The organism is Corynebacterium sp. HMSC072A04 (assembly GCF_001809235.1).
GTDB classification, from domain to species: domain Bacteria; phylum Actinomycetota; class Actinomycetes; order Mycobacteriales; family Mycobacteriaceae; genus Corynebacterium; species Corynebacterium hiratae.
The window spans coordinates 128,083-152,914 of the sequence record NZ_KV796786.1; the positions used below are offsets into that span (position 1 = coordinate 128,083).

23 protein-coding genes are annotated in these 24,832 nt (G+C 59.8%); 19 read left to right on the top strand and 4 right to left on the bottom strand.

Annotated features, from left to right (window positions below; translation table 11 throughout):
• From HMPREF2565_RS07150 to HMPREF2565_RS07170, 5 genes are all read left to right on the top strand, one after another.
• Positions 1-1,017, top strand: coding sequence for a helix-turn-helix transcriptional regulator (locus HMPREF2565_RS07150; RefSeq protein ID WP_049157706.1), 1,017 nt, complete (start codon positions 1-3; stop codon positions 1,015-1,017).
• A complete protein-coding gene (locus HMPREF2565_RS07155) occupies positions 1,010-1,975 on the top strand; it encodes a helix-turn-helix transcriptional regulator (protein WP_049157708.1) in 966 nt (321 codons plus the stop codon). The genes HMPREF2565_RS07150 and HMPREF2565_RS07155 overlap by 8 nt, the downstream gene beginning before the upstream one ends.
• Before the next feature lie 83 nt (positions 1,976-2,058).
• A complete protein-coding gene (gene tatA, locus HMPREF2565_RS07160) occupies positions 2,059-2,322 on the top strand; it encodes a Sec-independent protein translocase subunit TatA (RefSeq protein ID WP_046649155.1) in 264 nt (87 codons plus the stop codon).
• A 190-nt stretch (positions 2,323-2,512) separates the two neighbouring features.
• Complete coding sequence (gene tatC, locus HMPREF2565_RS07165) at positions 2,513-3,502, top strand: twin-arginine translocase subunit TatC (RefSeq protein ID WP_071407078.1); 990 nt, start codon at positions 2,513-2,515, stop codon at positions 3,500-3,502.
• A gap of 97 nt (positions 3,503-3,599) precedes the next feature.
• The gene (locus tag HMPREF2565_RS07170) at positions 3,600-6,413 is read left to right on the top strand and encodes a DEAD/DEAH box helicase (protein ID WP_071407079.1); all 2,814 of its coding nucleotides are present in this window, start codon (positions 3,600-3,602) and stop codon (positions 6,411-6,413) included.
• 9 nt (positions 6,414-6,422) lie between these two features.
• Here the strand turns inward: HMPREF2565_RS07170 and HMPREF2565_RS07175 are convergent, their stop codons facing one another.
• Complete coding sequence (locus tag HMPREF2565_RS07175) at positions 6,423-7,052, bottom strand: trypsin-like peptidase domain-containing protein (protein ID WP_232761031.1); 630 nt, start codon at positions 7,050-7,052, stop codon at positions 6,423-6,425.
• A gap of 45 nt (positions 7,053-7,097) precedes the next feature.
• On the opposite strand from HMPREF2565_RS07175, the gene HMPREF2565_RS07180 reads away from it, so the two are divergent.
• Both HMPREF2565_RS07180 and HMPREF2565_RS07185 read left to right on the top strand, forming a co-directional pair.
• A complete protein-coding gene (locus HMPREF2565_RS07180; RefSeq protein WP_071407080.1) occupies positions 7,098-8,213 on the top strand; it encodes a M24 family metallopeptidase in 1,116 nt (371 codons plus the stop codon).
• Entirely contained in the window at positions 8,213-8,968 is a 756-nt protein-coding gene (locus HMPREF2565_RS07185) for an SDR family oxidoreductase (protein ID WP_071407081.1), read from the top strand. The genes HMPREF2565_RS07180 and HMPREF2565_RS07185 overlap by 1 nt, the downstream gene beginning before the upstream one ends.
• Here HMPREF2565_RS07185 and HMPREF2565_RS07190 read toward each other — a convergent pair.
• On the bottom strand, positions 8,965-9,804 hold the full coding sequence (locus HMPREF2565_RS07190; RefSeq protein WP_046649160.1) for a cobalamin biosynthesis protein: 840 nt from the start codon (positions 9,802-9,804) through the stop codon (positions 8,965-8,967). The genes HMPREF2565_RS07185 and HMPREF2565_RS07190 overlap by 4 nt on opposite strands.
• 70 nt (positions 9,805-9,874) lie before the next feature.
• Between HMPREF2565_RS07190 and HMPREF2565_RS07195 the strand changes: the two genes are divergently transcribed.
• The 9 genes from HMPREF2565_RS07195 (at position 9,875) to musI (ending at position 19,691) form a co-directional block, all read left to right on the top strand.
• A complete protein-coding gene (locus tag HMPREF2565_RS07195; protein ID WP_070511899.1) occupies positions 9,875-10,456 on the top strand; it encodes an FxsA family protein in 582 nt (193 codons plus the stop codon).
• Entirely contained in the window at positions 10,456-11,955 is a 1,500-nt protein-coding gene (gene lnt / locus HMPREF2565_RS07200) for an apolipoprotein N-acyltransferase (protein WP_070517791.1), read from the top strand. The genes HMPREF2565_RS07195 and lnt overlap by 1 nt, the downstream gene beginning before the upstream one ends.
• A 15-nt stretch (positions 11,956-11,970) precedes the next feature.
• A complete protein-coding gene (locus HMPREF2565_RS07205) occupies positions 11,971-12,846 on the top strand; it encodes a polyprenol monophosphomannose synthase (RefSeq protein ID WP_071407082.1) in 876 nt (291 codons plus the stop codon).
• 179 nt (positions 12,847-13,025) lie between these two features.
• Complete coding sequence (locus HMPREF2565_RS07210) at positions 13,026-14,156, top strand: ABC transporter ATP-binding protein (protein WP_049157728.1); 1,131 nt, start codon at positions 13,026-13,028, stop codon at positions 14,154-14,156.
• An 84-nt stretch (positions 14,157-14,240) separates the two neighbouring features.
• Complete coding sequence (locus HMPREF2565_RS07215) at positions 14,241-15,485, top strand: DUF4032 domain-containing protein (RefSeq protein ID WP_070517789.1); 1,245 nt, start codon at positions 14,241-14,243, stop codon at positions 15,483-15,485.
• A gap of 364 nt (positions 15,486-15,849) precedes the next feature.
• Positions 15,850-17,181: an ABC transporter substrate-binding protein gene (locus tag HMPREF2565_RS07220; protein ID WP_070517788.1), complete on the top strand. Its 1,332-nt coding sequence runs from the start codon at positions 15,850-15,852 to the stop codon at positions 17,179-17,181.
• Between the two features lie 80 nt (positions 17,182-17,261).
• On the top strand, positions 17,262-18,107 hold the full coding sequence (locus tag HMPREF2565_RS07225) for a carbohydrate ABC transporter permease (RefSeq protein WP_046649167.1): 846 nt from the start codon (positions 17,262-17,264) through the stop codon (positions 18,105-18,107).
• Positions 18,108-18,110: 3 nt separating this feature from the next.
• Positions 18,111-19,025 (top strand): carbohydrate ABC transporter permease, encoded by a 915-nt coding sequence (locus HMPREF2565_RS07230; protein WP_049154663.1) that lies wholly within the window; start codon positions 18,111-18,113, stop codon positions 19,023-19,025.
• Between the two features lie 24 nt (positions 19,026-19,049).
• Positions 19,050-19,691: an ABC transport system MusEFGK2I component MusI gene (gene musI, locus HMPREF2565_RS07235; protein ID WP_070517787.1), complete on the top strand. Its 642-nt coding sequence runs from the start codon at positions 19,050-19,052 to the stop codon at positions 19,689-19,691.
• 103 nt (positions 19,692-19,794) lie between these two features.
• Here musI and HMPREF2565_RS07240 read toward each other — a convergent pair whose 3' ends face one another.
• Positions 19,795-20,178, bottom strand: a complete 384-nt coding sequence (locus tag HMPREF2565_RS07240) for an RNA polymerase-binding protein RbpA (protein WP_046649170.1) — start codon at positions 20,176-20,178, stop codon at positions 19,795-19,797.
• Positions 20,179-20,309: 131 nt separating this feature from the next.
• Here HMPREF2565_RS07240 and HMPREF2565_RS14225 point away from each other — a divergent pair, with 131 nt between their 5' ends.
• The 3 genes from HMPREF2565_RS14225 to HMPREF2565_RS07255 all read left to right on the top strand — a co-directional run bounded on the left by HMPREF2565_RS14225 (position 20,310) and on the right by HMPREF2565_RS07255 (position 23,559).
• A complete protein-coding gene (locus HMPREF2565_RS14225) occupies positions 20,310-20,669 on the top strand; it encodes a hypothetical protein (protein ID WP_046649171.1) in 360 nt (119 codons plus the stop codon).
• 3 nt (positions 20,670-20,672) lie between these two features.
• Positions 20,673-21,371 carry a YceI family protein gene (locus HMPREF2565_RS07250; RefSeq protein WP_070517786.1) on the top strand — a complete coding sequence of 233 codons (699 nt, stop codon included), beginning with the start codon at positions 20,673-20,675 and terminating at the stop codon, positions 21,369-21,371.
• Positions 21,372-22,188: 817 nt separating this feature from the next.
• Entirely contained in the window at positions 22,189-23,559 is a 1,371-nt protein-coding gene (locus HMPREF2565_RS07255) for an MFS transporter (RefSeq protein WP_049154659.1), read from the top strand.
• Positions 23,560-23,821: 262 nt separating this feature from the next.
• On the opposite strand, the gene HMPREF2565_RS07260 is transcribed toward HMPREF2565_RS07255, so the two are convergent.
• On the bottom strand, positions 23,822-24,799 hold the full coding sequence (locus tag HMPREF2565_RS07260) for a bile acid:sodium symporter family protein (RefSeq protein WP_070681325.1): 978 nt from the start codon (positions 24,797-24,799) through the stop codon (positions 23,822-23,824).
• Positions 24,800-24,832: the final 33 nt, after the last annotated feature.

Below are 24,832 nucleotides of genomic sequence, written 5' to 3' on the forward strand. Positions count from 1 at the left end.
ATGCCTTCAGTAGATCGCACTGCAGCCCGGACGCCGGTCAGAGACCGCGCTATCGAAAGGCTCACCAACCTCACCTTTGCCCTGCATGGGGCAGCGCACCAAGGCGGGGTTCCGGACCGCAGCGCGGCGTGGATCCGCAGCCACGTCGAGGGCTACCAGTCACGCAGCGATGAAGCCTTTCACAAGCAGCTTTCCCGCGACATCGTGACCCTGCAGCGCGCCGGTGTGCCAGTAGTACACAGCAGCGGCGCGGAAGGTTCGCTGTACCGGCTCGATCCCGAAAACTACCAGCTACCTCCCGTCGATTTCACGCCGGAGGAGGCCATGGTTCTCGGCGTAGCCGGCGGCATCGGCACTCCGGGAGGCTTAAGCGATTTCAGTCTCTCCGCGTGGACCAAGATCGCAGCCTCAGGCGCCTCCCGCGACTTGAGCGGAGCGCCGGTGTACACCGCAGTCAACGACATGACCAGGTTGAGCCCAGAGCTCGTCACTGGAGTCATCACCGCAGTGCGTGCTGGGCTGCGCATTTCCTTCGATTACTACGCCACGCCCTCTGCCGAGGCGGTTCGCCGCCATATGGATCCCTGGGGGCTGGTCAACCACCGGGATCGTGTTTATCTCGTCGGTTGGGATGTGGACCGCGAGGCTCCCCGAACTTTTCGCGCTACCCGCGTGGACAACGTCAGGCGCTCGCGCGCTGCGGCCACGCACCTCGAGCCCACTGCACCACTGCAGGATCTCGTTGTAGAGGCGCTGGAGCGGGGCGAAACGGTAAATGCAGTCCTCGAGGTTCCCGAGGGGCAGGCCGCCGAGCTTGTCGACGCCGGACGCAGGCGCGAGGATGGACTTCTAGAACTCACCAACGTACACCACGATTGGTTGGTGCGCACCGCTGCTGGCTATGCACCAGATGTCGTGGTTATCGAGCCACCCGAGGTTCGTGCCGACATCATCGCACTCCTAAGTGTCGGTGATGACCCATCATCAGCGTCTGGCGAGGAGGCCCGCCATGGTTGATCAACCCCGCAAGCTGCAGTCCCTTGTTCGCTCCCTCAACCTCATCCCTTACCTGCGTAACCACCCGGGGCTGACTCCGATGGAGGCTGCCGAGGATTTAGGGATGACCCCTGCTGAGCTTAAGGATGCTATCGACCGTCTCTTCTGCTCCGGTGTGGGCCGCAATACCGAGGACCTTATCGACTTAAGCTTTAGCTACCGCGATGGCATCGAGATCTACAACGACCAGGGCCTGACCCAGGCATTGCGCCTGACCCCAACTGAGGCCGGCGCATTGTTGCTGACGCTCGAGTCCCTTGAGGCAATGCCGGGGCTTGTCGACGTCTCCGCGGTCCACTCTGCCGCCGCGAAGCTGCGCGAGATCATGGATGAAAAGACAGCCGCCATCTATGACTCCCTGGCCACGACCGATCCCGAAGAGTCTGAGGTGCAAGCGGCGTTGGCGGGGGCCGTCGACAAGCGCCGGCAAGTGCGTTTTACCTACTGGAGTATGTCCTCCAACCGGACGAGTGAGCGTACCGTGCATCCGGCCCGCATCTTTATCGTGGACGGCGAACCCTATTTGGTGGCCTGGGACGAGTCGGTGGGGGAGCACCGCACGTTCCGCCTTGACCGGATGAGTGATGTCGAAGTGCTCGACGCTTCCGCGACACCACATGTGCGCGAACTGGATTTCAACCCAGATTCACCCTTTGGTCTAGATCACACTCTTGTTGCGGAGCTGGAGATTCACCAAGAATTCACCTGGCTAGCGGAACACTACGACATCACCCTTGGCGAGACCCTAGAAAATGGCCTCATAGCTGCAACGATGCCGGTCGGCTCGGAGGCGTGGTTTAGCCGTTTCGCGCTCGGCCAAGCTGATCGCATGCGGGTAGTGGGGCCGCAGAAGCTCGTTGACGCCATTTCGGAGCATAGAAAACGAGCACTGGAGCGTTATACTCAACTGCCAGACTAAGAGCTCTCCCGCGTGCACGTCGCTCAGCGTCGCGCTGTGTGAACAAGCACGCTTCATCGACCAAGAAAGAAGGGGCACCCTCAATGACCGTGGGACCTTTGGAAATCGGCCTTGTTGTTCTCGTGATCGTGCTGTTGTTCGGCGCTAAGAAGCTGCCGGAGCTGGCTCGCTCCATGGGCCGGTCTATGCGCATCTTCAAGTCCGAAGTCAAGGAGATGAAAGAGGAGAACAACACCTCTGAGCAGCAGGGCCAGATCGCGGGCTCCAAGCAGTCCGACGAGGACTTCTGGAACAGCCCGGAGATGCAGCCGCGCACTTCCAAGCCGGCTGACGGAAACCAGAACTAATAATCTTTCCCGGCAGGCAGACCACATTCCGAGTCCCTCGGCGTGCTGGGGCCTCGCCTGCCGTCGTGGGCTTTTCTGTGGAGGTCTTGCTTTGAGTACCGCGAGTACACCGTCGAACCCTGCTTCTAACGCGCCGAAGCAAAAATGGAGCTCAAAGCTACGCCGCAAGCCCAAGAACCCAACGGGGGAGATGACCCTAGTCCAGCACCTCCAGGAGCTGCGCCGACGCATCGTCATTTCCCTTCTCGCTCTCGTTGTGGGCGCCATCATCGGTTTCGTCTGGTATCAGAACGCCCCGTTTGGCACGTCACCGCTGGGCGAAATCCTGCGCGGTCCTTATTGTTCGCTTCCTGAGGAAAAGCGTGTTTCTTTCACCGCCGACGGTGAGTGCCGCCTGCTTGCCACTAGCCCGTTCGAAATGCTGTTATTGCGCCTCAAGGTAGGTGCGTTGGCTGGCGCCGTATTGTCCTCACCGGTCTGGCTCTACCAAATCTGGGCCTTCATCGTGCCTGGCCTCCACAAGAACGAGCGCCGCTTTACCTTCTTGTTTGTCTCGACAGCGGTTCTGCTTTTCGTCCTCGGCGCGGTTCTTGCCTACGTCATCCTTTCCGTGGGCTTGGAGTTCCTCATGGGGATGGGCTCCGAGTACCAGACTGCGGCACTGACGGGTGAGCGTTACTTCTACTTCTTGTTGGCGTTGCTCCTGATTTTCGGCGTGAGCTTTGAGATCCCACTACTCGTGGTCTGCCTCAACCTGATTGGTGTCTTGGAGTATGACCACGTCAAGGACAAGCGCCGCATCATCATTGTCGCCATCATGATTTTCGCGGCGGTTGTCACACCGGGCCAAGAGCCCTTCTCAATGTTGGTCTTGGCCGGTGCCCTCGTAATCCTTGTCGAGATAGCCTTCCAATTCTGCCGCATCAACGATAAGCGGCAGAAGCGCGAGCGCCCAGACTGGATGGACCTGGATGATGAAACTGCTTCCTCGTTGGATGAAGGTCCGGGTGCCATTGGCGCACCAACACCGGTATCTGCGTCCAATAACGTTTCTGCATCTTCGCGGCCAGTATCTTCCAGGCCTGTGCCCCCGGCTTCGACCGGTGAAGCTCGGGTGTCGAAGCCTCAACAGACGAACACTCAGCCCCCGCAGAGCGGCTTCTTCGACGACGTTCTCTAGCCTCGTCAGCCTTCTTAGGGAACTTGTTCAACGTTCCCGCTTGGCACCAGGGACCGGCGTATTAGCAGGCGGTGCCTGACAGGTACCCTGGGGACTTATGACACTGACGCATCTGGACGAGTTCACCCAAGCACTACCGTACTCACTGGATGACTTCCAGATCCAGGGATGCCAAGCCGTGGAAGACGGTCACGGCGTTTTGGTCTGTGCTCCCACGGGCGCAGGTAAGACCGTAGTCGGTGAGTTCGCGGTGTCTTTGGCGCTGCGCCAGGGAACCCGCTGTTTCTACACCACTCCCATCAAGGCGCTGAGTAACCAGAAGTATCACGACCTAGTTGATGCACATGGGGAGGATGCTGTTGGGCTATTGACCGGTGATGTCTCCATCAACTCCTCCGCGGACATCCTCGTGATGACCACTGAGGTCCTGCGCAACATGATTTATGCAGGATCCGGCGCACTCGACCGTCTGACCCACGTGGTGATGGATGAGATCCACTTTCTCGCGGATGCCTCCCGCGGCGCAGTGTGGGAAGAGGTCATCCTCAATCTTGAGGAGCACGTCTCCATCATTGGTTTGTCGGCAACGGTGTCCAACTCCGAGGAATTCGGCCGGTGGCTGACCACCGTGCGTGGGGATACCAAGGTCATCGTCACCGAAAAGCGCCCCGTTCCGCTGGATCAGTGGATGATGGTCGGCCGCAAAATCTATCCGCTCTTTGAACCCGACTCAGGCGGCCAGGTAAACGCTGAACTGGCGCGGCGCATCCAGCGCCTAGAGGCGGGCGATACCGATAATGGCCGCACAGACTATGCCCAGAACCGCGCGAGCTTCCGCGCCCGCGCCCGTCACAAAGGTGGCGGGCGCCACGACCGGCACAGTGATCGGCGCAGCGGCGCGCCTCGTGCGCAGGACCGTTACCGTCCGCTTGGCCGCCCGGAGGTTCTCAAAGAGCTGCAATCAATGGAGATGCTGCCGGCAATTACCTTCATCTTCTCCCGCGCGGGCTGCGACGGTGCTCTGTATCAGTGCTTGCGTTCCCGCATGGTGCTGACCTCCCAGGAGGAGGCTGTTGCGATCAAGGCCATCGTCGATAAGGGCGTGGAAGGCATTCCGGAAGAAGACCTCAAGGTCCTTGATTTCAAACGTTGGCGCGAAGCACTCTCGCGTGGCTTCGCCGCTCACCACGCAGGAATGCTGCCGGCCTTTAGGCACATCGTAGAGGAACTGTTCGTCAAGGGCCTCGTGCGGGCAGTCTTCGCCACCGAAACGTTGGCCCTAGGAATCAACATGCCGGCGCGCACCGTGGTGCTGGAAAAACTGGTGAAATTTAACGGCGAGGCACACGTGGACCTGACACCGGGCCAGTACACACAGCTCACCGGCCGCGCCGGTAGGCGAGGCATCGATACCTTGGGCAATGCCGTCGTGCAATGGGCACCCGCTATGGATCCCACCGCGGTGGCGGGGCTTGCCTCAACTCGTACCTATCCGCTCATTTCCACTTTCGAGCCCGGCTACAACATGGCTATCAACCTGCTGGGCATGCTTGGCTTTGATGACTCGCTCCGATTGCTGGAGAAGTCTTTCGCCCAGTACCAGGCGGATGGATCCGTTGTGGAGGAAACCCGCGAGATTGAACGCGCTGAGCACCGCGTCCGCGAACTACGCGCACAGTTGGAGCAGGCCGTAGATAACTTGGCTCCGCCTGCCACCGATGGCGAAGACCCCGCTGAGATTCTCATGGACTATATGCGTCTGCGCCGAGCGCTGACCGAGGAGGAGAAGTCAGCGCGGGCCTTCAAGAAGGAGGAGAGAAACAAGGAAGTTGCCGCAGTACTGGCTCGCTTGCAGGTGGGTGAAGTCATCGCCATCGCAACCAAGAAACGGCCAACGCTGGCTGTCGTTATTACTCCGGCCAACCAGACTGCTGATCCACGCCCCTGGGTAACCACTGAAACGGGATGGTCTGGACGCATCGATTCCGCCGGCATCGATAATCCACCAATCGTCGTTGGGCACATGAAGCTCCCGCGCGCAGCGCAGAAGAACCCGCGCCGCCATACCCGATTTGTCCAGGAGGCCTTCAAGCGCGACTACTACAAGCGTCCGAAGAAGATGCGCACTGAGCCGCGGAATCGCCCCAACAAGAAGATCGCGCAGTTGCGCGATGCCCTCCGCGAACATCCGGTGCACCATTGGCCCGCGACCGACCGCGAACAGCTGGCCGGGGTGGCGCAGAAGCTGGCGCGCCGCGAACGCGAGCTAGCCAGGCTTGAGGATAAGGTCGAGCGCGCCACGGATACTCTTGGCCGCACTTTCGAGCGGATCGTGGATCTTCTGGCGGAGATGGACTACGTGGAGTTTGATGGTTACGGCGAAAACCGCGAGCCGGTCATCACGGATGAGGGCGAGCGTCTGGCCAAAATCCACTCCGAATCGGACCTACTGGTGGCGCAATGCCTCAAGCGCGGTATCTGGAACGACCTCGACCCGGCGGAGCTGGCTGGTGTGGCCTCCCTCTGTGTCTTTGAAAACCGCAAGACCACTCGCGGAGAACCCGGTGCGGCCACTGACGCGATGGCTAACGCCATGGACGCTACGTGGCGCATTTATAGCGAGCTCGTCGCCGATGAGAAACGCCATAACCTGCCGCAAACGAGGGAGCCGGAGCCTTCTTTCGCGCTAGCTATCCACCAGTGGACGGCGGGCGCGCCGCTGGCCTATTGCATGGGCGCGGCTAACGAGTCTGGTGCAGAGCTAACCCCCGGTGACTTTGTCCGCTGGTGCCGCCAGGTCATCGACCTGCTCCAGCAGGTGGCGAAGACGGGCTACGAGGACGAAATTCGTCGCAATGCCCGGCGCGCCATTGACGCGATCCAGCGCGGCGTCGTCGCCATCGGCGCCTAGGCTTAGCGCCTAGTCTTCGGTGCCACCGCGAAGCAGCGCCGTGGCTGCCGCCGCGAGTACTTGGCGGTGGGGCGAAACGAGCGCCACGGTGGCGAGCTTGAGGTTGCGCCCCAACGGGTTAAGGATGAGGGCTTGCGTACCGATAACAGCGTCATCGACTAAAGCTGGACCGCCCGAGTCACCTTTGACTGCCGGAATCGTGTTGAAGACAAATCCGGCGGGGGAGACGGTGGTGCGGAAGTCAATGGACCAGGTGCGGAAGAAGGGAAGGAGAAAAAGCCCACTGCGCTGTTGGGCACGGCGAGCTTTTCCGCCATATCCCCAGGTGGTGACTGGGGCGCGGAATGGCGGGGTACTTTCTGCAAGCCCAGGAAGGTCCCGGGGCGGGGCCGGCCGGTCGAGCAAGCACAGCGCCATGTCGGTCCCATCAATCGTGCGCACGGCGGCCACGCGCCGGTTGAACCCGCCACTCACCCTGTAGTGATCCCCCTTATCAAGACCGTCGCGGAAGAAGTGCGCGCAGGTCAGAACCAACCGGGTTGCCTGTTGGGAGCGGGGTCTTAAGGACGCATCGATGAGCACTCCCGAGCAATAGCTTGAGCGAGTCCGGAGCTTGACGGCAGCGGGATGGGAATTCACGCCTCCCAGCTTAACTGGACGAAGGCGGGCGGTAGGCTAACTGTCATGACTGATTATGCGTCCCGACTAAGCCGTTCCCGCGCTATCGCAGCTGCTAAAGGCATCGACATCCTGTTAGTGGGTACAGGTGCCGAATTCGCGTACCTCACCGGTTCGTGGGTCTCCTCCCACGAGCGCCTGACCTGCTTGGTTATCCGTCCCGATGCCGAACCGGTAATCGTCGCCCCCAGCACCGACATTGAGTCGCTTCAGGGCGTTGCGACCCAGCTGGTGGGATGGAGCGATGGGCAGGATCCCTATGCGCTGGCCTTGGAAGGTGCGCGCCCTACCACCGTTGCCTTGGGATCCTCACTCACCGCCGATCACGTGCTGCGCTTTCAGTCCGCAATTGGCAACCTCGAAGCTAGTACTGCGAAGGAACAGCACCCCGCAAAGTATGTTCTGGCCACCGAGGCCCTCGCCGAGCTTTTTACCCGCAAGGATCCAGATGAGGTGGCTGAGCTACGCACTGCAGCGGCGGCTATCGACGCTGTCCACGCCGAGGTGCCGCGCCTCCTGCAGCCGGGGCGCACCGAGGCCGACGTAGCCGCAGATGTGCGGGAGCTCATTTTGCGCGAGCACCGCGAGGTGGATTTCATCATCGTGGGCTCCGGTCCGAATGGAGCCAATCCACACTATGACTTTGGGGACCGAGTACTCGCCGCCGGCGATCCCGTGGTGGTGGATATTGGCGGCACGCTGCCCTCGGGCTATCACTCCGACTGCACCCGCACCTACGTCGTTGGCGCCGATCCTGCTGCCGCGCCGGCAGAGTTTCGCGAGGCTTACGCGGTCCTAGAGAAGGCCCAGGCTGCCGGCCGAGCTGCTGCGCGCCCGGGCACAACCGCCCAGGAGATCGACCGCGCCACGCGCAGCGTGATCGAAGACGCCGGTTGGGGTGAGTTCTTCACGCACCGCACCGGACACGGCATTGGCCTGTCGACGCACGAGGAGCCCTTCATCATGGAAGGAAACGAGCTGGAGCTTGCCGAGTCCATGGCCTTCTCGATCGAGCCGGGTATCTACGTGCCGGGCAAGTGGGGCATGCGTCTTGAAGACATCGTGGTGACCACCGAGTCTGGCTATGAGTCCCTGAACCAGGCACCGAGGGGGTTGCGCTAATGGGAGAAACTGGCGCGCTACTGATCCTTGGCGGGCGCAGCGATATCGGTGGACAGCTTGCACGTCGGCTGTGTGAGGGTCGCCCGGTAGTTCTCGCCGCGCGGGGCGAACACGGTATGGACGGGCTGCGCTCCGAACTCCTGAGCAGCGGGGCCACCTCCGTTCACACGCTGTCCTTCGACGCCGCGGAAGTTTCCTCCCACCGCGCGGTCATCGAACAAGCTGCAGCACTTGCAGGGGCAGAGATCACCACGGCCGTCGTCGCCTTCGGAATTCTGGGCGATCAGGAGCGCGCGGAGCACGACGAAGCCCACGCCTTCGACATAGCGCTGGTGGACTATGCAGCGCAGGTATCCATGCTCACCGTGCTTGCCGACGTCATGACGAGAGGGCACATCGTGGCCTTTTCCTCCATCGCTGGGTGGCGGGCCCGCCGGGCCAACTATGTCTATGGCTCGACCAAGGCGGGCCTGGATGCCTTCTGCCAAGGCTTAGCGGATCGATTGCAGGGCAGCGGCCTAGCGCTGATCACCGCGCGCCCCGGCTTCGTCATTGGTTCGATGACTCAAGGCATGACACCCGCGCCCTTGTCCGTTACCCCTGACGTTGTGGCCCAAGCGGTGGTCAAGGCCATTGAGTCCTCGGCAGGTTCGCGGCCGGCTTCCCGCACGCTATGGATTCCACGGCCTCTTCAGCTCTTAGCGTGGGTGATGAAGCTGGTACCGCGTCCCATCTGGCGGCACATGCCGCGCTAGCGGTGCCCGAGGGCAGGAGAATTCGCATCGAAGATGAATCCGCGCGGTGCAAGGACGCGCAACACAACGTCAGCATCTCCCTCGGCTAGATCGTGGATGACCAATCCGCGCCAGGGGGTTACCGAGATGGAAACGCCCAGCTGGGCGATAAGCCCAGCGTATTCTCCGGGCAGCACGCCATCCTGCAGGCCCGCGCCCAGATCGACGCGGCCGGGCTTCGTGTGCTCAGTCAGCCAGCCGATGGGCAGCGCAGGCGAAGTGGGGGCTGAACCTGCCGCATCCGAGACACGTTCTAGGTCCTGCAGGTGCTCTGCAGAGACCTTTTCCGCAAAGTCCACGAGTTGGGAAATGGCATCCGCAAGCCCCAGCAGCGGCCCGGTGGGCTCGCCGTCGCGGATCAGGCGTGCGGCGACGGTATCTTCATCGTGTTCCGCCTCATCACCAGAGAGCTGAAGGCCAGCCGACACCCCGTGCGAGAGGAGATCACCAGCACCGCTATCCACACCAAAAAGCGCGGCACGGGCTATCGCAGGGGCATCCTGATCGACGTCGGCTAAGGCTTCCGCGATCCGCTGCGCTACCTGACGGGCGCGCAGCGAGAGGGGAGAGGCCAGCACGTGAGCGGCGGTGGTGGGCAGGGGGACGTCGCCAAGCACCTGCGCATTGGCGACGCCTCGCAGGCCGATGACGCTGTGCTGCTCTAGGTACACATTGCCATCGCCATGTTCTCTGGCGGCCTGGCCCAGAGCGAGCCACTGCTCGGGGGTGACAACGCCGCCGGCGGGATGGAAGCGCAAGGTAGCGGATTCGGGATGCTTCGACTCAGGGAGGGACATGGTGGGACAGTCTAGTCGCTCCGGGAGGGTCTCCTGCGAAGCGCCAAGCCCAGCAAGTATGGTGGGCGACATGCCGTTTGTTCTCTTCATCGCGTACATCCTCCTAGAAACTATGGCCTTTTGGGCCGTTGCCGAGTGGATTGGTGTGCTGTGGGCGCTGCTTGCCTTGGCGCTGACCATGCTCTTCGGCATGACTATCGCCAGCTGGGAAGTCCGCCGCATGATGGTCAGCCGCATCCGTCAAACCGATGACGGTGTGTACGTCATGGAGGATCCCACCCCGGGCAAGACGGCAGGCAACGTTGGCCTGACCATGGTGGGCGGAATCCTGCTGTCACTGCCCGGATTTGTCTCCACGGTCTTCGGAGCACTGCTTATCTTTGCGCCCACGCGGTCCATCATCCGCACGCTACTTGCGGCATCGATGTTCCGGAAGATCGAAAACATGGGCGTGCGCGTGTACGAAGCCTCACCCATGGCCCAGCACCGCGATTCCTATGGTTCCTTCGGCACCTTTGACGCAGGCGCCAGCGGTGATGGAATGGGGGGCATGGATCAAACTGGCCAGTCGCATGAGGTCTTGGATGAAGATGAAATCCGCACGTGGACCCAACACGTCAAGCCCGAAGACTTTGAGGACGGAAAGAAGTAGTGCTGGTACTTGTGGCCCGGCTCGCTCTCGCTGCTGCGTCGGGCGCGGTGACCTACCTTGCCGTTGAGCCACGCGGCTGGTGGGCCGCCGGCATAATCGGCATGGCGATGCTCGTGGCAGCGCTCTCACCGTGGAGAAAACCCCTCGGTCTGGGGTGGGCGGCCCTCGTCGCTTGTGTACATAGCGCGGTGTTGTACTTGTTCACGCTGCCATGGATTGGTGAGTTAGTGGGCAACATGCCCTATATTGCGCTCGCTTTATTCCTGTCTCTGTACAGCATCCTCCTTGGTATCGGCGGGGCGGCGCTGCTGCGCTTAAACTACGGTTTCGCTCTCTTCCCGTTCTTCTACGTGGCGGTAGAAATGCTGCGCTCCTCAGTGCCCTTTGGCGGTTTTGCGTGGGTGCGCCTCGCTTGGGGGCAAATAGAGGGCCCACTCGCCAATCTCGCCTCGTGGGGCGGGCCGGCACTCATTACCTGCGCGGTAGTCTGCGTAGGCGCGGGCATGGTGGGGCTTGCCCGCTCACCGCGCCTGGCATGTGCGTTCTTGGCCGTGCCGATGCTTGCCGGATTATTGGCGGCACAGAGCGTGGACCGCCCAGGCCGCACAACAGGCACGGTGACGGTCGCCGCAGTGCAAGGAAACGTTCCACGGCTGGGCCTTGACTTTGCCGCCCAACGCCGCGCGGTGCTGGATAACCACGTCCGGGTCACTGAGCAGGCAGCCCAGGATGGCGCTGAGCCAGACATCGTCATTTGGCCGGAGAACTCCTCCGATATCAACCCTTTTGCGAATGAGGACGCCCGAGAGCTTATCGACGGCGCCGCCCACGACATCGATGCACCAATCCTCGTCGGAACGCTGACCCAGGATGAGGTTGGCGCACGGAACACCATGCAGGTGTTTAACCCGGATGGCTCGGCAGGGGAGTACCACCACAAGAAGTACCTGCAGCCTTTTGGTGAGACGATGCCGATGCGCGATTTCTTTAGGAAGATCACCGACCTGGTGGACCTGGCAGGCGACATGAAGCCCGGTGACGGTCCGGGCGTGGTCACCATGGCTGGGACCGCAGTGGGCGTTGCCACGTGTTATGAGATCAGCTTTGACCAGGCGTTCCGAACCGCCATCAACAATGGGGCGCAGATCCTCACGACACCGACGAACAATGCCACCTTTAGTGACTCCGACATGACCTACCAGCAGTTGGCCATGAGCCGCTTGCGCGCGATCGAGGCGGATCGGGCCGTCGTTGTGGCGGCTACGTCTGGGGTCTCTGCCATCGTCCACCCGGATGGCTCAGTGAGCCAGGCCAGCGGTATCTTTGAACCGGCATATCTCGAAGAAGAGCTTCCGCTGCGAGAAGGGCGTACATTTGCGGTGCGTTATGGTTCGCTCCTGCAATGGCTCATGGCTATTATTGGAACGGTCTGTGCGCTGTATGCGATCTATTCCACCCGCTTGTCCGGACGACGCAGCGCGCCTGAAAAAGAAATCTAAAGGAGCAAGGAACTAGTGAGCTCGACCCGCGAATCTACCCTGGTCATCATCCCTACTTACAACGAGATTGAGAACCTACCGCTCATTACCGGGCGTGTGCGCAAGGCAACGCCGGAGGTTCACATCCTGATTGTGGACGATAACTCCCCGGACGGCACCGGTGACGCGGCGGATAAGCTGGCCGCTGATGACTCCCACCTGCACGTTCTCCACCGTGAGGGCAAGGGCGGACTTCTCGGCGCGTACATCGCCGGTTTCAAGTGGGGCCTGGAGAAGGACTACCAGGTGCTGTGCGAGATGGATGCTGACGGCTCCCACGCACCGGAGCAGCTGCACCTGCTGTTGGAGGAAATTGACAAGGGTGCCGACTTGGTCATCGGCTCTCGCTATGTTCCGGGCGGCGAGACCGTCAATTGGCCAGCCAACCGCGAGCTGCTTTCTCGCCTGGGCAACAAGTACATCTCGGTCGCCTTGGGCGCCGGCATCAACGACATGACCGCCGGTTACCGCGCCTTCCGTCGCGAGCTACTCGAGCACCTAGACTTCGAGGAGCTCTCTAACGCCGGCTACATTTTCCAGGTTGACGTTGCCTTCCGCGCCATCAAAGATGGCTTCGATGTCCGCGAGGTACCGATCACCTTTACCGAGCGAGAGCTGGGTGAGTCGAAGCTTGACGGCTCTTTTGTCAAGGATTCTCTGCTGGAGGTCACCAAGTGGGGCGTTGCGCACCGCTCCGAGCAGGTGAGCGACTTTACCTCTGAGGTATCCAAGATCACCTCACGCACGGTAAAGGACATGGAGCTTGGCCCCAAGTTCAGCAACGCTAAGACTGCTGTTTCCGACTTTGTCTCCGAGGTATCCAACTTGGTGAAGGGCACACTCAACCGCTAAAACTGCTTTCCTCACCACGAGCCCGAAGGCCTGTCATGGCTTTCGGGCTTTTGTGGTAATAACCACCATCGGTGCTAATGTCGTAAGTGGCACTTTATCCGGTGCACAGTGACTTGTTTCACTTCATTCTCACACTACGGATCGTTCGGCACGTACCTGCCGATGGAGGAGAGTTTGCTATGGCAACCGTAACGTTCAAAGATGCATCCCTAACCTATCCAGGAGCTACAGAACCCACCGTCAAGAAGTTCAACCTGGAAATCGCTGACGGCGAGTTCCTCGTCTTGGTCGGCCCATCCGGCTGTGGTAAATCCACCACGCTGCGCATGCTGGCCGGCTTGGAAAACGTCACGGACGGTGCCATCTTCATCGGCGACAAGGACGTCACCCACGTCGCACCGCGTGACCGAGACATCGCTATGGTCTTCCAGAACTATGCTCTCTACCCGCACATGACCGTGCGCGAGAACATGGGTTTTGCGCTAAAGATCGCAGGCAAATCCCAGGACGAGATCAACAAGCGCGTCGATGAAGCCGCCGCTACCTTGGGCCTGACCGAATTCTTGGAGCGCAAGCCGAAGGCCCTGTCCGGTGGTCAGCGCCAGCGCGTAGCCATGGGCCGCGCCATCGTTCGTAATCCCCAGGTCTTCCTCATGGATGAGCCACTGTCCAACCTCGACGCCAAGCTGCGTGTGCAGACGCGTACCCAGATCGCGGCTTTGCAGCGCAAGCTCGGGGTCACCACCGTCTACGTCACCCACGACCAAACCGAGGCACTGACCATGGGTGACCGCATCGCGGTACTCAAGGACGGCTACCTGCAGCAGGTCGGCGCACCCCGCGAGCTCTACGACCGCCCAGCCAACGTCTTCGTCGCCGGCTTCATCGGTTCCCCGGCCATGAACCTCGGTACCTTTACGGTCAAGGATGGTGACGCTACCTCGGGGCACGCCCGCATCAAGCTGTCCCCGGAAACCATCGCGGCCATGACCCCGGAAGACAATGATCGCATCACCATCGGTTTCCGCCCGGAGGCCCTAGAGATCATCCCGGAGGGCGAATCCACCGACCACTCCATTCCCATCAAGCTCGACTTCGTAGAGGAACTTGGCTCTGATTCCTTCCTCTACGGCAAGCTGGTGGGCGAAGGTGACCTCGGCTCCTCGAGCGAGGATGTCCCCGAATCCGGTCAGATCGTCGTTCGTTCCGCACCGAACACCGCACCCGCCCCGGGCAGCGTTTTCTATGCACGCATCGTCGAAGGCGGCCAGCACAACTTCTCAGCCTCGACTGGAAAGCGCCTGCCGTAGCCCGTGCCCGGCTACTGCGAGCCAAGCAGCACGGATAGGCATAGAGCCAGGATTAATTCAGCTACGAAGGTGGAGTGACTCGACGTGAAAGAGTCTATGAGTATCACCTCCTCGACGTACGCGTCGGCACTTCTGACGCTGCCGTGGGATACGCCCCTGGAACAGTGGCCCGCTGAACTCATCGCGGCCCTTCCTAGGGGTATTTCCCGGCACATCGTGCGTTTCGTGGGGATTAACCGCGGCATCGTCGCGGTCAAGGAAATCGGCGCGCGTACCGCCCACCACGAATACAAAATGCTGCGCGAACTGCAGCGTCTTGGCGCACCCAGTGTGCGCCCTGTTGCCGTGATTACCGGCCGACACCCAGCCAAAGAGAGCTACGGGGAGCTCACCGCGGCGCTGGTCACTGAGCACCTGGAGTTTTCCCTACCGTACCGCGAGATCTTCTCGCGACACCTCACGGTAGTCGAGGCGGAAAAGCTAATCCGGGCCCTGTCAGTGCTACTCGTGCGCATGCATCTGCTGAACTTCTATTGGGGCGATGTATCGCTGTCGAACACCCTCTTCCGGCGGGACGCCGAGACCTATTCGGCCTATCTTGTCGACGCCGAAACGGGGGAGTTCCAGCCCAATCTCTCCGAATCACGCAGGCTTTACGACGTCGACATCGCCCGCGTCAACATCATCGGTGAACTCATGGACCTGCAAGCAGGAGAATGCTTGGATTCCTCCATCGATGTCATCGCCCTAGGCAGCCTGGTTGAGAGCTCTTACCTCGAGCTGTGGACGGAACTAACCGCCGAAGAATCCGTGGACGCCAGCGAGTATTGGCGCGTCTCCGAGCGGATTGACCGCCTTAATCAGCTGGGTTTCGATGTAGGCGAGCTCAAGGTCACGAAGGACGATTCGAAACACGTGGTGCGGATTCGCCCAGTGGTGGTCGATCCCGGCCACTACCGCGCGCAGTTATTGAGTTTGACGGGATTAAGCGTCGAGGAGCACCAAGCCCAGCGCCTCTTGGGTTCCATCCAGGCCTACCAAGCCGTCGAATGTGGGCCCCACGTGGGGCTTACCCAGGCCGCGCACCTGTGGATGACGCAAGAGTATGAGCCGACTATCGCCGCTGTCCCCGTAGAGATGTTGCAGAAGCTCGAACCCGCGCAGATTTTTCACGAAATCGTGGACCACCGTTGGTTCCTTGCCCAAGAGAGGGGAGAGGACGTGTCCCTTCCGGAGGCGACGGCATCCTACCTTGAGTCTGTGCTGCCCGCCCGCCGAGACGAGGCGCGGCTTCTCCACGCACAGCCCGCAAAGGGAGACTTGTCATAACCGCCTGCGTGCCCCAGTGGCCTCCAAAACCACAGATCGAAAACGCGGCTCTCAGCTGATTATTATATGGATTTGTATGTTTTAAGCCCGATTGCCCCTTAAATGGGGAAGGATTTCGTGCCCGAATATGGATATGGTCACAATCGGGCGTTTTAGGTCCGTTTTCTTTTGATTATGTGGAATACCTCACTAAGGTAGGAGACAGGCTAACCAGTTCATAGTTGGATTGCGATCCGCTATGAAGCACTTGGTGGCGCTGGGAACAATCCTTCGTCACGGAAGGAATCCCAGACACAACCGAATACGGGCCGGGTATCCATCTCGGCTCATCATCCCGCTTTTCATCAAGAAAGATGAGGACCTCATGAAGCGTCTTACTCGCATCGCATCCATCAGCATGGCTTCCATGCTCGCCGCCGCAAGTCTCGTCGCGTGCTCCGGCTCTACCGACGAGGAAGGCGATGTATACTTCCTGAACTTCAAGCCCGAACAGGACGCCGCATACCAGGAGATCGCAAAGGCCTACACTGAAGAGACCGGCGTCAAGGTCAAGGTCGTCACTGCCGCCTCCGGCTCCTATGAGCAGACCCTCAAGGCAGAAATTGGCAAGGACGAAGCCCCGACTCTCTTCCAGGTCAATGGCCCAGCTGGCTTCATCACCTGGCAGGACTACATGGCAGATATGTCGGATACCGAGGTAGCCAAGCAGCTCACCGACGATATTCCGCCGCTGACCACCGAAGATGGCGAGGTACGTGGCGTTCCGTTCGCCGTCGAGGGCTTCGGCATCATCTACAACGACGAGATCTTCGACAAGTACATCGCCACCTCCGGCGCGAAGATCAAGTCCACCGACGAAATCAAGAGCTACCAGAAGCTCAAGGAAGTCGCCGAGGACATGCAGGCCAAGAAGGATGAGCTTGGCATCGAGGGCGCCTTCGCCTCCACCTCGCTGACTTCCGGCGAAGACTGGCGTTGGCAGACTCACCTGGCTAATGCTCCTATCTGGCAGGAGTACCAGGACAAGAATGTCGAGGACACCAACGAAATCGACTTCTCCTACAACAAGGAATTCAAGAACCTCTTCGACCTCTACCTGGATAATTCCACCGTGGCGAAGACCCTGGCCCCCTCCAAGACCGTGTCTGACTCCATGGCTGAGTTTGCGCAGGGCAAGGCCGCCATGGTCCAGAACGGTAACTGGGCATGGTCCCAGATCGCTGAGACCTCTGGAAACGTGGTCAAGGAAGACAAGATCAAGTTCCTGCCGATGTACATGGGCCTGCCGGACGAAGAAAACTACGGCATCAACGTCGGTACCGAGAACTACTTGGGTGTGAACTCTGAGGCCTCCGAAGTCGACCAGAAGGCCACCAAGGACTTCGTGGACTGGTTGTTTACCTCCGAGACTGGCAAGGAGCACGTGGTTAAGGACCTCGGCTTCATCGCACCGTTCGAAAGCTACACCGCCGAGGACACCCCGAATGATCCCCTCGCTGAGCAGGTCGCGGAAGCTATCGCTAACAAGGATCTGACCACCTACCCGTGGAACTTCCAGTACTTCCCGTCCCAGCAGTTCAAGGATGACTTCGGCCAGGCCCTGTCGCAGTACGCCTCCGGCACCCTGAAGTGGGAGGACGTCGTCAAGCAGTTCAAGGACAACTGGGCTGCCGAGAAGGAATCCAACTGGGGCTAGGCCTTAAGTTCCCACCCCCTCGCCACACGCCTTCCCGCTAGGAAGCGTGTGGCACCACTTGAAATTAAGGTTTCACCACCATGCAAGCAACGCTGAAGAAGTACTTCCCAGTCTTTGTCTTGCCCACCCTTCTGGCATTCATGATTGCCTTCTTGGTGCCGTTCATCGTGGGATTCTTCCTCTCTTTTACGAAGTTCACCACCATCACCAACGCCAAGTGGGTTGGCATCGACAACTACGCCAAAGCTTTCTCCCAACGCGAAGGTTTCATCTCGGCCTTCGGTTTCACCGTCCTCGTGGTCATCGTTTCTGTGATCACCGTCAACGTCTTCGCCTTCCTCTTGGCGTGGATGCTGACCCGCAAACTCCGCGGAACCAACTTTTTCCGCACGGTCTTCTTTATGCCGAACCTCATCGGCGGCATCGTGCTGGGCTATACCTGGCAGACCATGATCAACGCCGTGCTCTCGCACTATGCCACGACCATCAGCGCGGACTGGAAGTTCGGCTACGCCGGCCTCATCATGCTGCTTAACTGGCAGCTCATCGGCTACATGATGATTATTTACATCGCTGGCTTACAGAATGTCCCACCTGAGCTCATCGAGGCAGCCGAGCTCGACGGCGTCAACAAGTGGGAGATGCTTCGCCATGTCACCATCCCGATGGTCATGCCGTCCATCACTATCTGCCTCTTCCTGACTTTGTCGAACTCGTTCAAGCTCTTCGACCAGAACCTTGCGCTCACCAACGGCGCGCCCGGCGGACAAACTGAGATGGTCGCGCTCAACATCGTTAACACGCTGTTCAACCGTATGAACGTCGAGGGCGTGGGTCAGGCCAAGGCCGTCATCTTCGTCGTCGTCGTGGTCGTCATCGCGTACTTCCAGCTGCGCGCGACCCGCTCCAAGGAAATCGAGGCATAAGTCATGACTACCAGCACTTCAGCGCAGGCCGTCCCGGCCTCGAAGAAGAAGGATCACCAGCTTCCCTCGGACAATAAGACCCGGATGTCTGGCGGCGCCAAGTTCGTGGTCTACGCCATCTTGGTGTTCTTCACCATCGTCTTCCTTGGGCCGATCCTCTTCATCTTCATTAACTCCTTTAAGTCCAAGTTTGCTATCTCCTCCGATCCTTTCTCTCTTCCCATCGGTGAAACCTGGGTCGGCTTCGAGAACTTCATGGTGGGCTTGACCAAGCAGGGCTTCTTGGAAGCCACCCTGTGGTCTTTCGTCATCACGATTCTGTCCGTCATCGTCATCGTGTTCTTCTCCGCGATGACCGCCTACTACATCACGCGCGTCAAGACGTGGTGGACAAACCTTCTGTACTACCTCTTCGTGGTGTCCATGATTATCCCGTTCCAGATGGTCATGTTCCCGACGGTCAAGATTGCAGACATGCTCCACCTCAACAACCCGATCGGCATCGTGGTGCTCTACCTCGGATTCGGTTCTGGTCTGTCGGTGTTTATGTTTGCGGGCTTCGTCAAGTCGATCCCCTTGGATGTCGAGGAAGCCGCGATGATCGACGGCTGCGGTCCGCTACAAAACTACTTCCGCGTCGTCTGGCCCATGCTCAAGCCGACGGCCATTACCGTGGCCATTCTCAACGCCATGTGGGTTTGGAACGACTACCTACTGCCGTACTTGGTCATTGGTCTGTCGACTCGGTACAAGACCATCCCGGTGGTCATCCAGTCCTTCGTCGGCTCCAACGGTAACCGCGACATGGGTGCCATGATGGCCATGCTGGTCCTCGCCATCATCCCCATCGTCATCTTCTACTTCTCCACGCAGAAGCACATCATCGAAGGTGTGGCGGCCGGTGCCGTGAAGGGCTAATCAAGTGCGATAGGTTAAAGAACCATGAATCGCTTGCTCGGCCCCGAATCGAAGTTCTACGCCGCCCTGAGCCTTTTCGCTGACCTTGTCATCGTCAACGTTCTCCTCGTTATCACGTGCTTTCCCGTGGTGACTGGGGGAATGTCTCTGCGCACCGCCCACGCGGTGACCGGACAGATGGTCCGCGAAGAAGGTTCACGCCGCGGCGCGGCCTTCGTTCGGGGCCTTTTGACCCGCCCCGGAACAAATACCGCCTGGTGGCTTATCTGCCTGGCACTGGGCGCCTTAGCTGCCTATGAATTCGCCATCATCGCGAAGGCCGGTTTCGGGACAATGGGCGTCGTTCTGCGTGCCGCGCTGGTTTCTGGGCTCCTCGTGCTGGGCTGCATCAGCGTGTGGTTCTTCCACCTCGATGCCCCGGGGCTGAGTTTTAGCCAGCGGTGCACGGCCGCCATGACGAAGGCGGTAGCGCACCTACCGCGTACTCTAGTGGCGGTATCCCCGGCAGCACTCTTGTTGCTGTTCCCGCTCTTTTTCCCGGCGCAGTGGGGAGGCTATGTGTTCTTCCTCGCGGTATTGGGACCTGCCCTGGCGGTCTATCTCGCCGAGCTGGTTCTCCAGTGGCCGGAACTTAATTCAGCGCCGCACGAAGCCGCCAGTGCTTAGCGCGACGTTCGCCTTTAGGGCCCAAAACGACAAATAGGGTAGTGGCTTCCACTTCTGTGGAGCTACTACCCCTTGACCGTGGGACCGGCGCGCGGCGGACTTTTTAGCCTTCGTTTTCTTCCTGTTCCTTCTGCTCCTTGAGCAGGCGGGCTGCCGCCCGACGACGCGAACGCAGGCTTTCGATGCGTTCAGTCAGCAGTTCATCCAGCTCCTCAATGGAGCGGCGCTCGCGCAGCATATCCCAGTGGGTCCGCGGCGGCTTCACCGGCTTGGACTCAACGCCCTCGCCCTCAACAAGGGTGCCGAGCTTACCGTTCTTGCACATCCACTCCTCGGGGATTTCCGCGTCATCGGCGAAGGGCACCTCGTAGATGTCGCCGTCCTCGGTGCGGTATTTCACCATCTGGCGCGGGGCCAAGTCGTGGTCGCGGTCGGTTTCGTAGCTCACTGCGCCCATGCGGCTGCCACGGAGTACGCGATCTGCCATGCAACATCATCCTTTTCAAGCGTTGAGGGAAGGGATCAGGGTCGACCTATATCACCCAAAGTTCTATCATTATAACGAATGGCCCACGGCCTTTGTTCCCACCCTCGGGTTAATGGGCTAAGGTGAGTGAGGTGATTGGTACACAGGATCCGCAGCCCGGCAAGCCCTCGAGGCACCGGACGGCAACCTGCCAGTGGTGCGGCAAAGAGATCGCACAAGGCGGGCGGGGAAGGCCACGCAAGTTCTGTTCGCCCTCGTGCAAGCAACGAGCATACGAGCAGCGCCACAACGTGGTCGGGACATCCATTCCCGTGGACGCTGTCATCCTAACTCCAGACAAGGCGGACCGTCTCCGCGACGGTCTCTTTGAGCTCCGGTGCTGTGCCGAGGACGTGGCCACGGCGGCGTCGGAAAGCGCCAGTGCTGAAGAGATGGAACAGCTGTGTGCCGAACTGGTCGCACTGGCTCGTAAGCTTGAGGAATTGAGATAGTACATGAAATCCGTATTAGGTAACCGCAAACTGGTTGTCAGTATCTTCGTGGTTCTGATTCTGGCCTCGTCGGCACTGGCCCTGGGACCGTTGGCGTTTTCGGTGATCATGGGCCGCGGTGTGAAGACCGAGCCGATCAACGCGGATAAGGTCCATGCCGCAACGACAGATGTTGATGGCGAATGGCACGTGGTGCAAGGTTCGGCCTATAACTACACCTCAGCCGGGTTTACCATCGACGAGATCCTGCCGGCGGATAAGCGCACGACGTCTGGCTCCACCAAGCATGTCACCGGCCAGGCAACCATCAAGGACGGGGTCGTTGAGGAAGCCAGCATCACCGTGGACATGGCGAGCCTGACCACGGACAAGAAGGTGCGCGATCAGAACATGAAGTCGAAGCTCTTTGAGGTAACGAAGTACCCAGAGTCGACCTTCACGTTGACCGAGCCAGCAGATGTCTCCGCCGTGCCTGACGACGGCTCACTGGTCACCGTCCCACTGACTGGTGACCTGACCATCCACGGCGAGACCAAGAGCGTGACGCAGGACTTCCAGGTGGTCCGCGATGGTGACACCATTATCTTGGGCGGCGATATTCCGATAAATCGCCTCGATTTCGGCCTCGAAGCCCCGGAGATGATCGCCGCAAAGATCTCCGAGGTCGGCGACGTTAACGTTCGCGTTACCCTCGAGAAGTAGCGCGCACGGTTAGTCATGAATTATCGGCATCTTATTCCTGTCCTGTGGGTGCGTCTCGTAGTGCTCGCAGGATTCGGCATTTTCATCTGGTTTCAGGGGACGAAACTTCTGGCAGCGTTTTCTGTAGTGCTTGTAGCTCTCACCGTCGTGCAGCTGGTGATGGCTTACCAACGGCGCTAAAACAGCTTTCCGATGAGCTCCCTAAATGCTGCACAATTACGTAACAGTGACTATATAGTGGCTTAAAAGGGGTTGCCCCTAAGGCGGCTGGGGAGATGCAGATCAGTCCAGATCCAAAGGCGCCATCACAAATATCCCACCCGCACGCATAGCGACCCTCAGACAACGCATGGCACACAGGAAAGCCGTCTGGAAGGCAGCAAACCAAGAAGTCGCCAAATAAGCTGAAGGCTCGAACTTTTCGGAACGGCGATGCGGACGGGACAGGCAACTCGGAGCAAAGCATCAAGGGCCTGTCGAGTACGCGCAACGCACGCATAACTCCGCCGGCACCCATGGCTCAGCGAGGGCACACCGTCAAGGCCTGAGTACAGATCCATGCGAGCCCAGAGACGGGAGATGCTAAGTCATATCTTCCCGCAGCATAAGTTGTTGTCCGATAATGTACATTATGTCAGATTGTATTTGCGCACCCTCCCCGCCCAATAGTCACGGCCACAGCACCACAACATGTCAACCTCTTCCCAGTTCTCGCAAATTTATCATGTGGTGAGAGTTGGATTTCAATCTATGGGACGGTAATGTTTCCCACATAATCAATCACTCTATTGAAATTATCAAGGAGGGCGCTTCCCACATGACCGCCGTCAGCACCACGCCGCCAAAGACAGCGGCCCCAGCACAGCAGCTCACAAAACGTGACCGCGTGCGTGTGGCCGTGGCATCGACCATTGGTACGACCATCGAGTTCTATGACTTCTATATTTATGCCACGGCAGCCGTAGCCGTCTTTCCTTTCCTCTTCTTCCCGAAGACCGAGGACCCCACCGTTGCCCTGCTCCAGTCCTTTGCCACCTTCGGCCTGGCCTTCATTGCCCGGCCACTGGGCTCAGTGCTCTTTGGACACTTTGGCGATCGCATCGGCCGCAAGGCCACCCTCGTGGGTGCACTCCTGACGATGGGCATTGCTACCTTCATCATCGGCGTCCTCCCCACGTACCAGACCGCGGGCATCATCGCGCCTGCCCTGTTGGCCCTGATGCGCTTCTGCCAGGGTTTGGGCTTGGGCGGCGAATGGTCCGGTGCAGCTTTGCTGGCTTCCGAGACCGCCGAGGAAGGCAAGCGCGCTTCCGCCGCCATGTGGCCGCAGTTCGGCGCACCTTTCGGGTTCTTGCTCGCCAATGGCTTCTTCCTGACTCTGGTTGCGACCATGGATTACTCCCGCGGCGACACGACCGGCACCTTCATGGAATGGGGCTGGCGCTTGCCCTTCCTCGCCTCCGCTGTCATGGTCCTCATTGGCCTCTACGTCCGCCTGCGCCTGGAGGAAACACCTGTCTTCCAGCAGGCAGTAGACGAAGGCAAGAAGGTCAAGACCCCCATGGTGGAGGCTTTCCGCACTGCCTGGAAGCCGATGATCATCGGTACCTTCGTCATGGTCTCCTGTTACACGCTGTTCTACCTAGTCACCACCTGGATTCTCTCCTACGGTATCGGCGATAAATCCCAGGGGCTGGGTTTGGGAATCCCCTACCTGGAATTCCTGGAGATCCAGCTGATCTCTATCTTCATGTTCATCATCGGCATTCCCGTATCTTCCATGCTGTCGGATAGGTATGGCCGCAAGCCGATCCTGGTCGTGACCTCACTCATCATGATTACCTTCGGTTTCAGCTTCCCCTTCTTCCTCGGCATCGAACACGCTGACCGCAACTCGGTCCTCGGCTTCTTGCTCGTCGGCATGTTCATCATGGGCCTCATCTTCGGCCCCATGTCGGCTGTCTTGCCGGAGCTCTTCCCCACTAACGTCCGCTACACCGGTTCCGGCATCGCGTACAACGTCTCTTCTATCCTGGGTGCCGCCGTGGCCCCGTTCATCGCTACGTGGCTGGTCAGCGCCTTTAACGTGAGCTACGTGGGCTATTACCTCATCATCGTCTGCTTCATCTCCCTCATCGCTATCCTCATGATGCAGGAGCTGAAGGACCAGGATCTTTCCCAGGTTTAGGTCTTCAGACACAAGCATCTCCCCGTCTCCTTCCGGTGTTGCTCACCGAAGGGCGGGGAGATTTTTTGTCGCACCGTACCCCGCCGCCTTCAAAAGTGCAGACCTGGAAGTACAGACTCGCTGGTCGTCGCAAAGCACTGCCTGGGCGCTTGACGACGACCACCTGCATGAATGCACTTCCAGGTCTGCACAAACAGAAAAGGTGGCCGGCAAACATGTGCCAACCACCTATGCGGAGCTAGTTGCCCGGATGGGCAACCTTCTACACAGAAACCGCAGTTTTACTGGATTCCGCCTCGTCCTCGATGGGCTTGCGGCGCACGATGGCGGAGAAGACTGCGCCAGTGACGTTGGCCCACACTGCAGCAACCACACCCGGCAGCGCTGCCTCCGGGGTAAAGAACTGCAACGCCAATGCCGAGGCGAGTCCGGAGTTCTGGGTCGCCACTTCAATTGCTGTGGTGCGCGCCGCCGCCTCGCGCTGGCGGGCTAGCTTGGCCATGTAGTACCCAAAGAGGAATCCGATGAGGTTCTGGATAGCCACGCCGATAAACACGACGAGACCAACGGTGATCAGCTTATCTTGCGATTTCGACACCACCGCTGTGACAACGCCTCCGATGCCGGCGATGGCCACCCACGGCAAAGCCGGCAGCACCTTGTCTACCGCCTTGTTTGCAATCACGCGCAGCAGCAGACCCAGGCCTACCGGGATGAGGACGGTCTGGACCAGCGACCACATCATGCCGGCACCATCGACCTCCGCGGTCTGCCCCGCCAACCACAGCATGAGCAGCGGTGTCATGATCGGCGAGACCAGCGTGGATACCGAGGTCATCGCCACCGACAGCGCCACATCACCCTTGGCTAGGTAAGCCATCACGTTGGAGGCCGTACCGCCGGGCACAGACCCGAGAAGGATGAGGCCGACGGTGGCGGCGTCGGAAAGCCCTAACAGTTTAGCCACGAGCACGGCACTCGTCGGCATGATGGCAAACTGACAGAGAACGCCCAAGAAGATGGGTAACGGACGCTTCGCCACCAGGGCCAGGTCCGGAATCGTCAGGGTAAGCCCCATGGAAAACATGATGACCATGAGCAATTCCGAGGTGTACTGCCCCACCGGCTCAAAGGTGCTGGGGCTCAAAAAGGCGACAATGGCGCAGGCAACAATAACGATGGGAAAGATGTAGACGGCGAGTTTCTCGCCAGTCTCCCCTTCTGTGCGCAGGTTCGTCATAGTGTTTCCTTTCCAGAATGTGTCTCACTATAT

Coding starts and splice junctions, on each gene's coding strand:
- HMPREF2565_RS07240 (WP_046649170.1), bottom strand. CDS start 20,178: ATGGCAGATCGCGTACTCCGTGGCAGCCGCATGGGCGCAGTGAGCTAC.
- HMPREF2565_RS07180 (WP_071407080.1), top strand. CDS start 7,098: ATGACTGATTATGCGTCCCGACTAAGCCGTTCCCGCGCTATCGCAGCT.
- HMPREF2565_RS07230 (WP_049154663.1), top strand. CDS start 18,111: ATGACTACCAGCACTTCAGCGCAGGCCGTCCCGGCCTCGAAGAAGAAG.
- HMPREF2565_RS07220 (WP_070517788.1), top strand. CDS start 15,850: ATGAAGCGTCTTACTCGCATCGCATCCATCAGCATGGCTTCCATGCTC.
- HMPREF2565_RS07155 (WP_049157708.1), top strand. CDS start 1,010: ATGGTTGATCAACCCCGCAAGCTGCAGTCCCTTGTTCGCTCCCTCAAC.
- HMPREF2565_RS07190 (WP_046649160.1), bottom strand. CDS start 9,804: ATGTCCCTCCCTGAGTCGAAGCATCCCGAATCCGCTACCTTGCGCTTC.
- HMPREF2565_RS07150 (WP_049157706.1), top strand. CDS start 1: ATGCCTTCAGTAGATCGCACTGCAGCCCGGACGCCGGTCAGAGACCGC.
- musI (WP_070517787.1), top strand. CDS start 19,050: ATGAATCGCTTGCTCGGCCCCGAATCGAAGTTCTACGCCGCCCTGAGC.
- HMPREF2565_RS07210 (WP_049157728.1), top strand. CDS start 13,026: ATGGCAACCGTAACGTTCAAAGATGCATCCCTAACCTATCCAGGAGCT.
- HMPREF2565_RS07260 (WP_070681325.1), bottom strand. CDS start 24,799: ATGACGAACCTGCGCACAGAAGGGGAGACTGGCGAGAAACTCGCCGTC.
- HMPREF2565_RS07225 (WP_046649167.1), top strand. CDS start 17,262: ATGCAAGCAACGCTGAAGAAGTACTTCCCAGTCTTTGTCTTGCCCACC.
- tatA (WP_046649155.1), top strand. CDS start 2,059: ATGACCGTGGGACCTTTGGAAATCGGCCTTGTTGTTCTCGTGATCGTG.
- HMPREF2565_RS07195 (WP_070511899.1), top strand. CDS start 9,875: ATGCCGTTTGTTCTCTTCATCGCGTACATCCTCCTAGAAACTATGGCC.
- HMPREF2565_RS07170 (WP_071407079.1), top strand. CDS start 3,600: ATGACACTGACGCATCTGGACGAGTTCACCCAAGCACTACCGTACTCA.
- HMPREF2565_RS07250 (WP_070517786.1), top strand. CDS start 20,673: ATGAAATCCGTATTAGGTAACCGCAAACTGGTTGTCAGTATCTTCGTG.
- HMPREF2565_RS07255 (WP_049154659.1), top strand. CDS start 22,189: ATGACCGCCGTCAGCACCACGCCGCCAAAGACAGCGGCCCCAGCACAG.
- HMPREF2565_RS07185 (WP_071407081.1), top strand. CDS start 8,213: ATGGGAGAAACTGGCGCGCTACTGATCCTTGGCGGGCGCAGCGATATC.
- tatC (WP_071407078.1), top strand. CDS start 2,513: ATGACCCTAGTCCAGCACCTCCAGGAGCTGCGCCGACGCATCGTCATT.